Annotated in this window: 10 protein-coding genes and 1 pseudogene; 2 read left to right on the top strand and 9 right to left on the bottom strand. The window is 69.9% G+C overall.

The features are described 5' to 3' along the window. On the top strand, positions 1-387 hold a 387-nt coding region (locus ACFXMF_RS41945; protein ID WP_380021110.1), incomplete at its 5' end, for a tetratricopeptide repeat protein. A 984-nt stretch (positions 388-1,371) separates the two neighbouring features. Here the strand turns inward: ACFXMF_RS41945 and ACFXMF_RS41940 are convergent. Then, positions 1,372-2,307 carry a replication-relaxation family protein gene (locus ACFXMF_RS41940; RefSeq protein ID WP_379989586.1) on the bottom strand — a complete coding sequence of 312 codons (936 nt, stop codon included), beginning with the start codon at positions 2,305-2,307 and terminating at the stop codon, positions 1,372-1,374. A 631-nt stretch (positions 2,308-2,938) separates the two neighbouring features. Between ACFXMF_RS41940 and ACFXMF_RS41935 the strand changes: the two genes are divergently transcribed. Beyond that, positions 2,939-4,291 carry a hypothetical protein gene (locus ACFXMF_RS41935; protein ID WP_360324658.1) on the top strand — a complete coding sequence of 451 codons (1,353 nt, stop codon included), beginning with the start codon at positions 2,939-2,941 and terminating at the stop codon, positions 4,289-4,291. A gap of 436 nt (positions 4,292-4,727) precedes the next feature. On the opposite strand, the pseudogene ACFXMF_RS41930 reads toward ACFXMF_RS41935, so the two are convergent. From ACFXMF_RS41930 to ACFXMF_RS41895, 8 genes and pseudogenes are all read right to left on the bottom strand, one after another. After that, positions 4,728-5,033: pseudogene (locus tag ACFXMF_RS41930) on the bottom strand (replication-relaxation family protein); the annotation flags it as partial. Further along, a complete protein-coding gene (locus tag ACFXMF_RS41925) occupies positions 5,014-5,301 on the bottom strand; it encodes a replication-relaxation family protein (protein ID WP_379989587.1) in 288 nt (95 codons plus the stop codon). The pseudogene ACFXMF_RS41930 and the gene ACFXMF_RS41925, both read right to left, overlap by 20 nt. 929 nt (positions 5,302-6,230) lie before the next feature. Then, positions 6,231-6,578 (bottom strand): hypothetical protein, encoded by a 348-nt coding sequence (locus ACFXMF_RS41920; protein ID WP_379989588.1) that lies wholly within the window; start codon positions 6,576-6,578, stop codon positions 6,231-6,233. Positions 6,579-6,894: 316 nt separating this feature from the next. Further along, positions 6,895-7,713 carry a hypothetical protein gene (locus ACFXMF_RS41915; protein ID WP_380017682.1) on the bottom strand — a complete coding sequence of 273 codons (819 nt, stop codon included), beginning with the start codon at positions 7,711-7,713 and terminating at the stop codon, positions 6,895-6,897. Further along, on the bottom strand, positions 7,710-8,327 hold the full coding sequence (locus tag ACFXMF_RS41910) for a RimK family alpha-L-glutamate ligase (RefSeq protein WP_379989590.1): 618 nt from the start codon (positions 8,325-8,327) through the stop codon (positions 7,710-7,712). Before ACFXMF_RS41910 ends, ACFXMF_RS41915 begins: the two co-directional genes overlap by 4 nt. A 1,095-nt stretch (positions 8,328-9,422) precedes the next feature. Further along, positions 9,423-10,181: a tyrosine-type recombinase/integrase gene (locus ACFXMF_RS41905; protein ID WP_379989591.1), complete on the bottom strand. Its 759-nt coding sequence runs from the start codon at positions 10,179-10,181 to the stop codon at positions 9,423-9,425. Between the two features lie 531 nt (positions 10,182-10,712). After that, positions 10,713-12,869 carry a tyrosine-type recombinase/integrase gene (locus ACFXMF_RS41900; RefSeq protein ID WP_379989592.1) on the bottom strand — a complete coding sequence of 719 codons (2,157 nt, stop codon included), beginning with the start codon at positions 12,867-12,869 and terminating at the stop codon, positions 10,713-10,715. A 203-nt stretch (positions 12,870-13,072) separates the two neighbouring features. Beyond that, positions 13,073-14,143 carry a tyrosine-type recombinase/integrase gene (locus ACFXMF_RS41895; RefSeq protein ID WP_379989593.1) on the bottom strand — a complete coding sequence of 357 codons (1,071 nt, stop codon included), beginning with the start codon at positions 14,141-14,143 and terminating at the stop codon, positions 13,073-13,075. Positions 14,144-14,338 lie beyond the last annotated feature (195 nt).

Genomic DNA, 14,338 nt, shown 5'->3' with positions numbered 1-14,338 from the left:
CTGGGGGAGCCGGTGCTGGGGTCGTGCGCGCGCGCCGGCGCCGGAGCCGTTGGCCGGGTCGCCGACGCCGGAGTAAACGAGGTGTCGCTGATGTGGCTGGCCGAACTGCGGGGGAGGGCAGGAGACCCCGACGGCGCCGAACGCCTGTACCGCGAAGCCGCCGACAGCGGAGACCCCTTCGCGCTGGCCAAGCTGGCCGGGCTGTGGGAAAAGACAGGGGACCGCGACGGCGCCGAACGCCTGGCCCGCGAAGCCGCCGACGCCGGAAACACCAACGCAATGACGCGGCTGGCCGAGATGCGAAGGAAGGCGGGCGACCGCGAGGGCGCCGAACGCCTCCGTCGTGGTCTCGACGCCGACAACGACGTGCCACGCGCCGAGGGGTAGACGACCTCGGGCCGGGGCGGGCACGGCGGGAGGCACCGCCGGCCGGGTCCGAAACACCGACGGCGGTGTGCGTGAACGCCCTCGTCGGGGCCGCTGTGAAAGGTCTTGCGCGCCCGAGTACCCGCCGGTTGACGGGCACTCCGGTCGACGGGCCCCATCGGCGTACGACGGGCCGGACCCGGGGTTTGGTGTGGCGACCACCACCGGGTCCCGGCGGCCGAGGGGCGCATCCCGATCGTGGGTGGGTCGTTGTGCTCGTCGTGGTGGTCCGGCGTCTCCCCGTCGCCGGCCACGCCGCACCGGTCGGCCCATCCCCCGAGGCCGCCGGGCGGGTCGCAGGCGCGCCGGCACGACACCGGCGTCCGTCCGCGACCGGCGAACGACGGGGGCGGTCGGCGGATGGCCCCACGGCCGGCAACGCCACCGACGAGGCCGAGACCGCGCCGGGCGCAGGCGCGGCGGCAGCGCGTTCAGCGGCGGCCACAAGACCTCGGCCGGAGAGCCGTCGCGGTGTCGTGGCCTGATCTGCCGCTGTGTGCCATCGAGTTCGGTCGACTCGCCACGACGGCGGAGCCGCCCCCCCTTGAACCCGTCGTCAAAGGCGGGCCACGTCCGACAGTCGACCGGTCGGCCACCGCTGGCGGTCACGGCCAACAGAGCTACTCCCGGGCGACATTCGCGGTGGTGCTGTCGTCCACGCGCTGTGGGACTGCAGGTCGACGCATCTGCGGCCGGATCGTGGCTGGGAAGTCCGGGCTGCGGCTCGGCGCCCGGCCGGAACGGTGGGTGAAGGGAAGGAAGAAGACTCTTCCCCAGGGCAGGGAAGAGTTGTCGTCTTCCGAAGACGAGTCGGACAAGGGGTGTGACCTGCGGTTTTCGTCCTTGCGTCGGGTCGGGGGTTCGCACCGTGGCGCGCATGCCGGCCCGCACCCCGGTACGCACCTCGACGGCCACCCCTTGTCCGGGTTCCTCACGGGACTCGGGTCACCAGATTCCGACCCGGATCCGGGCGTGGGGGCCATGAGCGATCAGGCGTTGGAGGTGGGTGACACGGATGGGCAGGCCGTCGTGGACGGCGCGGGCGTTGAACAGTTCCCGGCGCAGTTCGGCGGCGATGTGGGGCAGGTCCTGGGTGGGTCGGTTGTCCAGGACGAGCCACAGGTCGGGGCGGGTGGTGTAGCGGGCGTCCCAGGCGGGTCGGGTGGAGCCGACGAGGTGGCGGGGGCCGACGTGGACGCGGTGTGCGGCCCAGCGGGTCCAGTCCCGGAGCTTTTTCGTCAGCACGGGGATGGATTCGGTTTTGCGGTCGATCTCGACCAGATGACTGCCGGTGTTCGTGGTCACGACGGCGTCGGCGATGGGGTTGTGTTTGTCGAAGGGGTGGGCGACCTCGACCTGCCAGTCGGTGACCGGGCCCAGGCCGTGACGCACGCACGCGGCGGCGGTGGCGGTGACGGCCAGGGCGTGGTCCACCAGGGCGCTGTCCAACGCCTTGCGGCCGGTCGCCGCGTGGGGGCGGGGCGGTGTCATGCCGGAGTCGTCCACCGCGCTGCGGCCGGCGGATGTCAGGTGCCAGACCATGGAGTTCCCGACCCGCACGCCGTCGACCAGGCCCCGCTCGCGCAGGGCGGACGCCTCACGGCGCACGACGTCGGCGGACGCGGCGTGCGGGTTCACGAACCGGTGCAGCTGCGTGGTGGTGGCCACCCGTATCGACGCCAGACTCAGGAGCACGCCCTGCGCCACGGTGACACCCACCGCGGACGCGGGCGGCGCTGTGGACGCGGCCGGCGGTGCGGCCGTGGGCGCGGCCGGGGGTGCGGGTGCGACCGGCCGCGGGGACACGGCCGGCGGTTCGGGTGCGGCTGTGGCCCAAGGGTCGGTGGATGCGGTGGTGCGGGTGACGGGGTCGGTGGACATCGGGGCCTCCCGGAACGAGCGGATACGTTCCGGAAGGATGGCGAACACCCCCTTGTCCTGCGTCTGTTCGCCGGACTTGTCCCGATCTTCGAACGCAGGTCAAGGGGCCGGCCGGCCACGCTCGGCAGCGGACAAGGGGGTCAGATACACCCCCTTTTCGCCTTGATCAGGACGGTTTAAGGCGACTGCCCCCTTGACCACCCCCTGTTGTCCTGATTCGCCGGAACCGTCACCACCGCACCGGACGGCCCGGCGTGGTGGCAAGGCCCCTGAGGAGTGCCTGTGTCTGAACCTCCGGCCGGATTCTTCGCAGGTCAGGATTCGAACATGGTCAGCCCAGTTCGCGGGCAGCGTGAGATGACCGGATCTCCGGTGCGGAGCGGGGGGCGAGCAGCAACCGGACGGCCGGTTGCGTTAGCGAGCCGTCGAGGCTCGGCTTATCGAGGCATGTACTGACAGCATCTCTGCGAGAAGTCGCGGTAACCGGTATCCGACCGGCCCGGGACGGTCGGGGCGTGCGGGTGGCAGCCTGTGGTCGGGTGCGCGCCCTTGCCGCTGGTGGGTCACGGCCGGATACTCAGGGTCGCTGACGAGTTTCGCGGCGGATCCTCCACTCACAGGATGTGATCTCTTGTCCGAGGAAAGCACCAGCCAGGCCCTGACCCGAGCCGAGACCGACGCCCTCGCCGCTTGGCAGGCCGTGCCGTACGCCGTTTCCCACCAGGAGGCGCAGCGCATCTCCCGGGAGTATCTGGACGCGGCCCGCAAGGAATTCGAGGAGCAGATCGGTCGGCTCCCCCAGGCCAGGCGGAACGCCGCTCGCCAGGCCGAGAGGAAGCTGAACGTCAACGGCTGGGAGGTCTACCCCGTCCTGAAATGGTGGGGCTTCGAGATCGTCCTCAACGCCGAGGCTGCCAAAGGCTTCGCCGAGATCATGGAGGGGCTGGGGGACATCCTCGGGGCTCTGCCCAGTCCGCTCGGCCCGCTGATCGAGTTCACCATGAAGATCCGCTCCGCCATCATCCAGGCGATCGGCTCGCAGTACGGCTGCCGGCTGGTCTCGCCCTGGGTGGCCCCTCTGATGCTCATCCCCCTCTCGCTGGCGCCCAAGTCGGACACATCGCTGTGGTGGACGGTCATGAACGACTCCCACGAGTGGAACCAGGACGAGAAGTTCCCCCGCCATCTGTCCGCGTCCACTCCCGCGCTGGCGGAGTACAACCGCAAGCTGTACTGCGTGCACCGCGGGAACCAGGACAGCAAGCTCTGGTGGACCGTCTACGACCCCGACCCCGACCGCAGCAAGGGCTGGAGTACCGACACCGCCCTGCCCGGCCACATGAGCAGCACGGGTCCGGGCCTGGCCGTCTACAACAACCAGCTGTACTGCGTGCACCGCGGCGCCGGCAACGACCAGTACCTGTGGTGGACCCGCTTCAACGGCACCAGCTGGAGCACCGACACCCGGATGAGCGGCGCGACCACCCATGCCCCGGCCCTGGCGAGCTTCCGGGGCATGCTGTACTGCGTCTACAAGGACAGCAAGAACAACAGGTTGTGGCAAACCCGCTTCAACGGCACCAGCTGGGACGCCGACAAGCTGCTCCCAGCGCACGAGACCGCCTCCAACCCAGCCCTGGCCGTCTACAACGACCGGCTGTACTGCGTGCACCGTGGCGGCGGCTACGACCAGGCCTTGTGGTGGACCCGCTTCGACGGCACCAACTGGAGCACCGACACCAGGCTGCCCGGCCAAGCGAGCCAGGAGGGGCCTGCCCTGGCCGTCCACAACGCCCATCTGTACTGCGTGTACCGCAGCATGACAAACGACCCGAGACTGTACTGGTGCCGCTTCAACGGCACCAGCTGGAACCCCCCAGCCAGGCTGCCCGACCATATGAGCCTGGAAGGGCCCGCCATCGCCTCCTACCGCGACCCCAACGCCACCGAGAACCAGCTCTTCTGCGTCCACCGCGGTAGCTAAGAACCAGGCTCTGAGTGCGCACCAACGCAAGCAGGTGCCAAGAACGGTGCGGTAGGGGTCGGATTCGTCGGCGTCGAACCAGGCGTCGGCCGCCGACGGCGCATCGGACCGCGCCCGGCCGGGCGCACGGGTCGTCCCGGTCTCGAGGGGCGAAGGTGCGCCCGGTGCGCCCGCGCCGAGTTGCGCCAGGCGCAGGCGTGGTGGTCGGGCGCCCAAGGGCAGCCATGCCCTGTTTCCACACGCCGGTGGCGACGGGAATGTCGGGGTGGGCGCGGGTGAGCGCGGTGCGGGCCGATGCCTCGCGGCCGGGTGTGGTGAAGGCGAACAGCAGGATCGGGTCGTCGTGGACGTGGATCAGGGTGCGCAGGTGTCGCGCGTGGGGGGCGAAGAGTTTGGTGTAGAGGGCGAGTTTGTCGATGAGGCGTTGGAGGCGTTCGGTGCCGGTGTCGTATTCGATGGTCGCGGTGACGCGGTGGGTGGCTTCGTGCCAGGTGACGATGGCGTCGGGGCGGGGGTAGGGGTAGGGGTCGTCGGGCTCGCCCAGGATGAAGAGGTCGCGTTCGGTCGACCACCGCAGCACTCCGGTGTCGGGGTGGGTACGGGCGTGGGCCTCGAGGGCGGTGTGGAGGCCGTTGACGCCGAGCAGGTGGGCGAGCTTGGTGGGGGGCATGGTGGCCAGGGCGCGGTCGCGGCGGGCGCGGCGCACCGCGCGTCGGGTGTCCTCACCGGTCTCCTCGGCCATCAGCGCGGCGCCGGCGGGGGCCAGTAGGAAGGTGCCCTGGTTGGGAGCCGCGGTCCGCGCGGGGGCGGAACCGGTCGACGGCCTTGAGGCCGCGCAGGATCTGCATGCGGTGCCGGGCGGTGACCGTGCTGCCGAACGCGAGTTCCGTGATCTGGTGTGTGGTGAGCAGGCGGTGTGTGGTCAGGGTGCGCAGGATCAGGCGGTCGCGCTCCTCCAACCGCCGAGCCAACGCGTCACGTATCGACCACGCCACTTCGTCACCGGCCATGGGGAATCAACTCCTTCGGGGAATGCGGGAGAACACGAACGGATGCGAGGAACACGAAGGGGCCGTCCGGAACGGACGACCCGAGAACAGGGAGAGGACGGGATCCGGCAGGGCGGACGGGACACCGCGAGGTGGGGTGAGCGGGCGGAGCCGCCGTGTGCAGGCCCCGCGCGGGTGTGATTGGAGAAGGACATGACTTCTCCATAAACAGTTCGGGGCATCACCGGCCGACCCCACACGCCCCTTCACCTGCGGGTACGCACCCCGTGGCCTCGGACGATGAGAGCGGCCGATCGAACGGCCTATGCATCGGCCTACGGAACGTCCGATGGAACGTCCTCGGGCCCAGGCGGTCGGCGACCCACGCCCGAGGGAACGCGCGGACGCGGGCGGGCAACAGCCCGGGGGCACGAATTCGGGGGCGCGGCACAGACTCGGGCAAGGCCCGACGGCGGCCCCGAGGAACCGGGGGCGATCCCCGCGGACGAACCACGGCGGATCGAGCCCGCGATCGGCAACACACGCCGAGCGCGGACGACTTCCAGTAGGCACCACCGATCCCCGTCACCGCAAGGCCTTGCCTCGCGCGGTGTGGGGGCGTCCGGTCCCGGGTCACGGCCCTTGCGTCGAAGGTGCATCGAAGGTGCATCGAGAGTGCGCGAAGGGTGCGTGGTCGGGTGGTGACGCGCGGGCGCGCCCGGCCGGGGTTTCCTCGCCGTCGCGGCGTCGGTGGCCATGACGGCTCGAGTCGTACGCACGGCCTTGGCCTGGCTGGACGACGACAAGGCGGTGCGAGCCGCCCGGGCCGGCGGGCTCGGTGACGCGTCGGGTGCGATCGGGCTGCCGAGCAGGCCGCGTCTCAACGCGGACGAGCTCCGGCGGCGGCCCGGTCGGCGCCGCGGGGCCGGCGTAGCGGGGCGGGGTCGGGGTCAGGAGCGGTGTCGGATGCGGTCCAGGTCTGCGTCGAGGGCGGCGAGGTCCGGGTGGTCCCGCAGTCGCTGCTCGCGCGCCCAGTCCTCGGGGTCGTCCTTGTGTGCGGCCCGCACCTCGTCGACGGTGGTGGCGGTGAGGATCGCGAGCAGTTCCGTGTTCTCGCGGCTCAGGCCGTGGTAGCGGTTGGTGGGGGCGAAACAGGAGACGGCCTCGGCGGAAAGGTCGGAGCCGGTCGCGGCGAGTCTGTCGACCAGCCATCGCCGGAACGGCGTGTCCTGGGTGCTCCAGGCGGGGTCGTAGTCGTCGTATTCGGGATCGTCGAAACCGGGACCTATGACAGCCATGGCCCAATCCTCTCCAACGCCGCGGCGGCGTACGCCGGACCCACCCGAACGAGTGGCACCCGACCGTCCGGCGCGCGGTGTACCGCGCGGGACGGATTCGGCGTTGTGAGGTCGGTAGGTCGGCTTGCTCCGGCGCGTGGGCGAGCGATGTCCTGCCGGATCGACCGGGGAAACGACATGTCCCGCCCAAGGCGAGCGGCACGACTGCACGCCCTCGCCGACGCGATCGAGACTGCCACGCAACCCCGAGCACGCTCTCGACACCTCCCCCGTCCACGAACACGGGAACGGCCGGGACGCAAGGAGAAGGCCGAAGTCACTTTCGGAGCGCCGGATCCCCGGCTGTCGCGTTCTCGATGAGGGCCTCGAGTGCCGGTGCCGGCCACGGACGTGCCCGGTTCAGGGGGATGCGGTGTCGGCCCGTGGCAATGTCCTCGAGAAGGTCGTCGAGGGTGACACCGGGGCCGACATCGCGGGTGGTCGCGGGGGTGGTGCCGGTCCAGGCCCAGCGCAGGGCCGCGGCGAGGGCCTGGCGCTCGTCTGCGGGGGTGAGTTCGACGTGGACGTCGGGGCCGGTGTTCAGGAGTCGGCGGGCGACATCAGGGACGGTGGCGTGGTCCATTCCGCCCCGGTACGGGCCCGCCGGCGGCAGCAGGTCCGGATGGTGGGTGTACTCGTGGTCGACGAATTCCACCCGCTCCTCCGGGGTGATCAGGATGTTCCAGGGTTGGAGGTCGCCGTGGCGCCACCCTGCGCCGTGCAGGCGCTCCAGCGCCGCGAACGCCCGGTGCGCGACGGCGAGCAGACGGGGCGCGAAGTCCGGGGCGGGTCGGGTGACGCGGCCCGGGGCGCACCATTGCCACAGGTCGATGCCGGGCAGGTATTCGACGGCGGTCCACAGGTCTTCGCCGACGTAGCCGTACCGGCCGTCCGCGGGGTGCAGGCCGCCCGTGTGCAGCAGCCGGACGGCGCGCACCTCGTGCAGCAGCAACGCACGCGCGGACGGCCCGGTCGCGGTCTTGACCTTCCAGGGGCCGGCCCGCCAGGCGTCGGCGTGGTGCGGGGTCAGCGGGCAGGGTTCGTCGGGGGTGCCGAGGGCGTGGGTGGCGGCGGTGAGCAGCGGGTGCATCGTCATATCCTCACTCGCCTGTGGGTCGTGTGCCGAGTGTGGAGGGCATCACCGGTGAGGACACGGGCGAGTGCGGCGGAGATGGGCAGGTCGGTCAGGGCCTCGATCCAGCCGAACTCGCCGGCGCAGTTGGTCTCCAGATACGTCCAGCCGTCCTCGGTGACGACGAAGTCCAGCGCCGCGTAGGCCAGGCCCAGGTCGCGCACGTGCTCCACGCACGCCTTCGCGATCTCCGACGGCGCCTCGACGGGCCGGTGGTCGCACGCGTCCGGTGGGAGCGGGCGCCAGTCGAGCGCGCCGTTCGTCCTGATCGCGGCGGTGAACACCTGGTCGTCAACCACGGTCACCCGCGCGTCGAACAGCCGGTCCTCGACCAGGGCCTGGAGGAAGTGGACGGTGTCGGCGATGCCCGACAGGTCGTCCGAGAGCCGGATACGGGTGGTGGGGACGAACGTGGTGTGCCGCTGGGTCAGCGCCTTGACCACGACCCTGTCGTGGTGTTCGGCCACGAACGCGCGGCCGGTGGCGGGGTCGCAGGTGAACAACGTGTCGGGCACGGACAGGCCGGCACGGGTGGCGGAGGCGAGCTGGGTGGGCTTGTGCTCGGACGCGTCGACCACGGTCGGGTCGTTGACCCATCGGAGCGGGTGGGCGCGGAGCAGCCCGAGCAGCGCGATGGTGTTCTCGTCCGCGCGCCACCGCTCGTCGACGTCGCCGTGGACCTCGGGGCGGGTGGGCTTGCTGACGCGTCCAGTCGTTCGGATCCGCGGCGTCGGGCTGTTCCGCGGCTATCCACCGGCCCACCCGGAGAAGGGCGGAGCGCATGGCGCCGCGGACACCCAGGCTGAGCGTGGAGGTGGCGTACCAGCGGTCGACCCACTGTTCCCACGTCTTCGCGCCGCCGGTCGCCCGTGCCGAGTGGCGGCCGGTGATGGGCTGGGGAGGATCACAGAATCCGAGTTCGGCAACCGCCCGCTGCGTGGCGTGCAGGGTGTAGTGCTGTGAGCCGGCCAGCATCTTCTCGCGGCGGACCCGGTCGAACAGCGAGGCGTCAAGATCCTCCAGATGCGGGCTGCGGTTGAGGAGAAGCAACTGGCAGACCACCATCGGCAGCAGCGTGTCGTCGTCCCGCCCGAGTTGGTAGCCCCAGGAGGCGAGGACCGCGCGGATGCGGGCGATCTCGCTGTTCACCCGGTCGCGTCCGAAGATCCGCCAGGACAGGGTGAGCCGCTGGAAGCTGCCGAGGCGGTGGAATTCGTTGAAAGAGCCCAGCAGGTAGGCGTGCGCGGCGAGATAGGGGCGGACCTCATCGGCGACCCAGCCCGGGCCGTGCTGGTGGAACTCGGTCTGGTTGCGGCCGAGCAGATGGATCCACTCCTGCGGAGTCCATCCCCAAAAGGTCCGGCCGGTCTCCGCGCAACGTGTCAGCAGCACGGCGATCACGTCGAGCATGGCGCGTCGACGGTGCGGGGTGGACGGCGAGTCCAGGGCGGCGTTGACCGCCTCCAGCGGGCCCAGCAGACGGCGGATCACCCGCCACCCGGCAGCGGACGGATCGTGGTCCTTGAGCCGGCGCAGATTCCGCACCCCGAGTTCGTTCACTGCCAGGGCCTCGGCGGGCCAGACCTCGAGAGCGGTGTCGTAGTGGTCCGGGACGATCGGTCAGGACCAGCGTTCGGGCCCGTTCTCCGCGGGCAGGGCCAGCCGAGATGTACTCACCGTGCCACCTCCGGCGACGTGCCGTTCGGGGAGATGAGCGCCTGTATTCGCCACGCGTGGATGTGCTCCATGCCGCGGGCGAGCTTGTCGGCCAGATCCCGGCCGGACAGATGGATGTACTGAAGCGTGGAGTCGGTGTGGCGGTGCCCGGCGAAGGACACGATCGCGTGCAACTCCCAGCCCATGCGGGCCAGATCGGTCAGACAAAGGTGCCGGGTGGTGTGCGTGGAGAACTGCGGGACGCCGGCCGTCACGGCGATCCGGCGTACCACCTTCGACCACGTCCACAGGCTCAGCGGCTGGCCGTAGTTGCGCCGCGATTCGGAGAGGAACAAAGGGCCTCTCGCCCGGCTGACCGCGGCCCGGTGGGCGAGGTAGGCCGACATCAGCACGCCGGTCGACGCCGAGTACGGCACCACTCGTTCCAGCCGGTTCTTCGTCGTCTCCGCGCGCACCCGCAACGTACGGTGAGCCGGGTCCAGGTCATCGGTCCGCAGCGAGCACAGCTCTTCGCGACGCAGCGCGGAATCGTAGGCCAGGGCGAGCATCACCCGGTTGCGGATCGGCTCCTCCCGCGCGACCTCCAAGATCGTCAACCACTGCTGTTCGCTCGGGATCCACGGGAGCTTCGTCAGCCGCGGCACCAGGCCACGCTGGTGCCCGCCCCAGCGGCAGCCCGGCGTATAGCGGCCCCGGCCCACGGGATTGGACTCCCGCAGTCCCTCTTCCATCAGGAAGTCGTAGAACAACCGCACCGGCACCATTATGTGGAATCAAAAAAGTCAAGCTGAGCGGACCATGTTCCGGGACCACGCCCTGCTAGCCTGACCAGCACTCAACCCGTCTGATCTGCAAAAGAAGACACCGATGCCGCATAAGCGGCCCCATGAACTCCGCCGGTCCATGAGTCACCGGCCTTGCTGGCGGATCGTGTCCCATGTCCCTGGCCTTCCGGCAGTCGTGCAGCAGGAGATCTGCCAGATAGAGATACGAACAGCCATGAGCTGGGCGAAGACCGGTCTGTGGCCTGGAGCCGTGGCGGAAGCCCTGTCCGGATGGTCAAGCACCTCTCGCACCCCTTCCGAACGGCACTTTCACCCCTGCGCCTGCTGCGGCCGAAGTAGCCGCGAACTCCTGGACGAAGTCCTTGCGATGCTCTCGCCCCCATCCGCTCGGGCCCTTGAGCGTCTGATCGCCCCACTGGACGAGAGCTTTCGCAATCGAACCCTGCCGAACCCGTTGGATCAGACGGACGCGCCCTGGTGGACCCGACGGTTGTGACCGGATCACCGAACCGAGGAACACCCTCCGCAACGGTGAGCGGCTTCGTCGGAGTCGGGGCCCGTTCCCACCACGGGTAGCAAGGTCGCGGTAGCGGGGACGCCGATTTCGCGGGGTGTGCGACCGGCGGGGGTCGGAATGTCGGTGAGTCGTTCCAGAAGCCGGTCAAGCGCGCCCTGTCCGTCGTCTACTGCGGCTCGTTCATCGTCGGTCAGGGGAATGCTGGCCAGCATCTTCTGCAGATTGTCCTTCGCCTCCAGCAGTTGCCCCTTACCGGATGCCTTCGGGGTGTAGAAGTCGCAGCGGGCGCAGGCCATGCGGTGCTGGCATTGCTCGAAGAAGCTGTAGGTGCAGAACCCATGGCCCAGGTCGTAGTACTGCCAGGGCTCGCCGGCGGCTGCGGCGCCGGAGGTGACGGCGTCCCTGTCGACGAGTACTTCGATGGTGCGGATGTTGCGGGCGAAGTAGCCGGCGTCGTTGTATGCCTTCGCCAGGGTGATGGGCGCGATCTTGGCGTAGTGCTGAGTGGCGGCCGGAGATCGGTGCCCGAACCAGGCCTGCAATTCGAAGAGCGTCATTGGCTCCTTGGCGTTGTAGAGCTGGGAGGCGATGGTGGAGCGGGCCCGGTGGCTGGTGATGTTGCCGCGGACGTCGCTGGTCGGGACGCCGGCCTTCGCGCATAGCGCAGGGATGATGCGGTCGTTGAGGTAGCGTCCGCCGACGCCTTGCGCGCGGTAGGAGAACAGCAGGTGGACCTGTTCGCCGGTCTTGCGGTCCAGGACGGCCGGCTGAGTGGGTCGCACGGCTTCCCAGTCAGCGATGGCCTGGCCGAGCAGCGGGTCGACGGGTTTCGTGAACGCGGTGCCGGTCTTGTGCACCGGGACGTTGAGCAGACAGACCGCGTCCTTGGCGAGGACGGCATCATCGGTGCCGGAGACGCGTACGTCGTCGTGCTGCCAGCGGATGCACCCCACCCGCAACCGTACGATCTCATCGCTCCGCAGCCCGCCGAACAGCCAGGTCAGCGCCAGCGCACGGAGTAGCTCGATCGGGTGCAGGCGACCGACGGGCTGCGCGTAGACATCGCCGTGCTCGACGTTCAGGCCCGCCCACAGCAGCTTGGCCCAGACGTCGTCGGCGATCACGCGAGGATCCGGTCCGATCAACGCCTTGACGCTCCGGGGTGTCGCCAGCGCGCGAGTCGGGCCGAACCGGCGAGGGATCCACCCCCATTCCTGGACGTCGTGGAACAGTTGTCGGGCTCCGGCGAGCAGGCCGCTCTTGGTCCTGGGCATCAACGGGGCGCCGATCCGGTCGCGCACCGACAGGGTGGTCTGGGTGTAGTCGCCGATCCGCATGCGGTCGACAGCGGCCACCCAGGCGGCGCACAACTCCCGCGTCCACTGGTCCGGCTGCCGAACCTCGGGATGCTCGGCGGCCAGCCATCGCCCGATGCGCAGCATCTGATTGCGCCGGGACTTTCGACCGCGTGCCTCCAGCGTGGAGGTGTCGTACCAACGTTGCACCCACTGCACCCACGGCTCGGCGACGCCTTCCACCGGCGGCGGGGTCAGCCGCACCGGCGGCTGCGGCGGGCTGGTCGCCCCGAGCGCCGCCAGCGCCCGGTGGATGCTGTGGACGTTCTGGCGCAGCGAGTAGGGGATCGCGGTGTTGGTCCGCAGCCGGTCCAGGACCTCCGCCGACAGGTCTTCCAGCAGCGGGCTGCGGTTGAGCAGCATGGCGTGGCTGAGCAGCCCCACGGTTCTGGCGGTGACCTGCGGGGACCGCTGTCCCCAGTCGTGTAGCACCGCAGTGACCTGGCCGATTGCCTCATCGACGCGGACCTGACCGAACACCTTGCGGGCGACAGCGGTGCGGCCGACGTTGCCCAGCCGATCAAAGTCGGCGAACCCGAACAGATAGGCCGCTGCAATCGCGTAGGAGCGGGCGGAGCTGTCGGCCCACCCCGGGTAGGCCTTCTGATACGAGATCCGGCTCGTCCCCAGGACGTCGGCCCAGGCCGACGAGTCCCAGACCCAGAAACTCCGGCGCTGCGTGGCGCAACCGCGCAGCAGCAGCGCTACGGCGTCGACCGACGAGCGGCGGTGGAACACGCCTTCGGCGACGTCGAGGTGCTCTTGAGCGTCGGCAAGCGGCCGCACGAGTCGGTGGATCGCCCGCCACTGTGCCTGATCCGGATCCCGTCACCGGTCCGGCCACCGGCGAAGACCCCATCCCAGCTCTTCCAGAGTGGACAGCTCAAGGCCAGTGAGCGCGCCCGCGCGGTCGTACTTCGCCGGACTGAGCGGCCAGGACCATGCGAGAGCCGCGGCTGTCTGGCCGACGGCCGCCGAGGACAGTGCGGTCACGGCTTGATCGCCCCCGGTCCCTGCTCGCCCAGACCGGACAGCATCTCCACCCGCCAGGCATGGATCTGGTCCATCCCCCGCTGGAGCTTCTCGGCCAGGTCCCGGCCGGACAAGTGGATGTACCGGAGCGTGGACTCCGTCGAGCGATGGCCTGCGAACGTGGCGATCGCGTGCAGTTCCCAGCCCATCCGTGCCAGGTCCGTCAGACACAGGTGCCGGGTGGTGTGCGTGGAGAACCGCTCCACCCCGGAGGCCAGCGCAATCCGGCGCACGACCTTCGACCAGGTCCACAGGCTCAGCGGCTGGCCGTGGTTGCGCCGAGACTCCGACAGGAACAACAGGCCCCGCGCCCGGCTGATCGTCGCGCGGTGCGCCAGATAGCCCGACAGCAGCACCCCCGTGGTCGCCGAGTAGGGCACCACGCGTTCCATGCGGTTCTTCGTGGTCTCGGCCCGTATTCGCAGCGTCCGGTGAGCCGGATCCACATCGTCGGTGCGCAGCGAGCACAACTCCTCACGCCGCAGAGCGGCGTCATAGGCCAGCGCAAGCATCACCTTGTTCCGGATCGGCTCGGCTCCGGCGGCCGCCAGAACGTCCAGCCACTGCTGCTCGCTGGGGATCCACGGCAGCTTGACCAGCCGGGGAACCAGGCCACGCTGACTTCCGCCGAATCCTCCGCGTGGCGTGTAACGGCCGCGCCCGACCGGATTGGAGTCGCGCAGTCCCTCCTCCACAAGGAAGTCGTAAAACAGCCGAACCGGCACCAACCGCTGCAGTGTGGCGTTCGACAACCCGGTTCCCGAGTCGATCGAGATCACGTTCGCACCCCGGCGATGCGGCCGCGAACTCAACTCCCGCACGTAGGCCGCGATATGCGCGCGGTTCACGGTGGCCGGGTCGACGTCCTGCCGCTCGCACATCAACAGGTACTCGGCCAGTCCCCGGCCGTATGCGTCGATCGTGCGCGGTGCGCGTCCGAGGTCCGTCCAGACCGTCAGCCAGGCCGCCGCCTGCTCGTGCCGGCCGAGCACCGGCCACTTCTCCGCCAACACCGTCGGGCCGCTCAAGCGATCTCCCAAGTCCGTGGTTGCACCCGGGAGACATGATCACCCAGGCAGATTCCACGTAACTTTTAAGATGCTCAAACGCCAAATGTTCGGCCGCGCCGGCTTCCGACTCCTCAGAAAACGCGTCCTGCTTGCGTGACGTCCACCGAGGGACGATACGTTGTCGGGAACGAGAGAAGAGCATCCGTGGACACC

The organism is Embleya sp. NPDC059213, assembly GCF_042754445.1.
In the GTDB taxonomy this organism is placed as follows: domain Bacteria; phylum Actinomycetota; class Actinomycetes; order Streptomycetales; family Streptomycetaceae; genus Embleya.
Note: the sequence above shows the minus strand (reverse complement) of the source record. Positions and strands in the feature narration are given on the sequence as shown.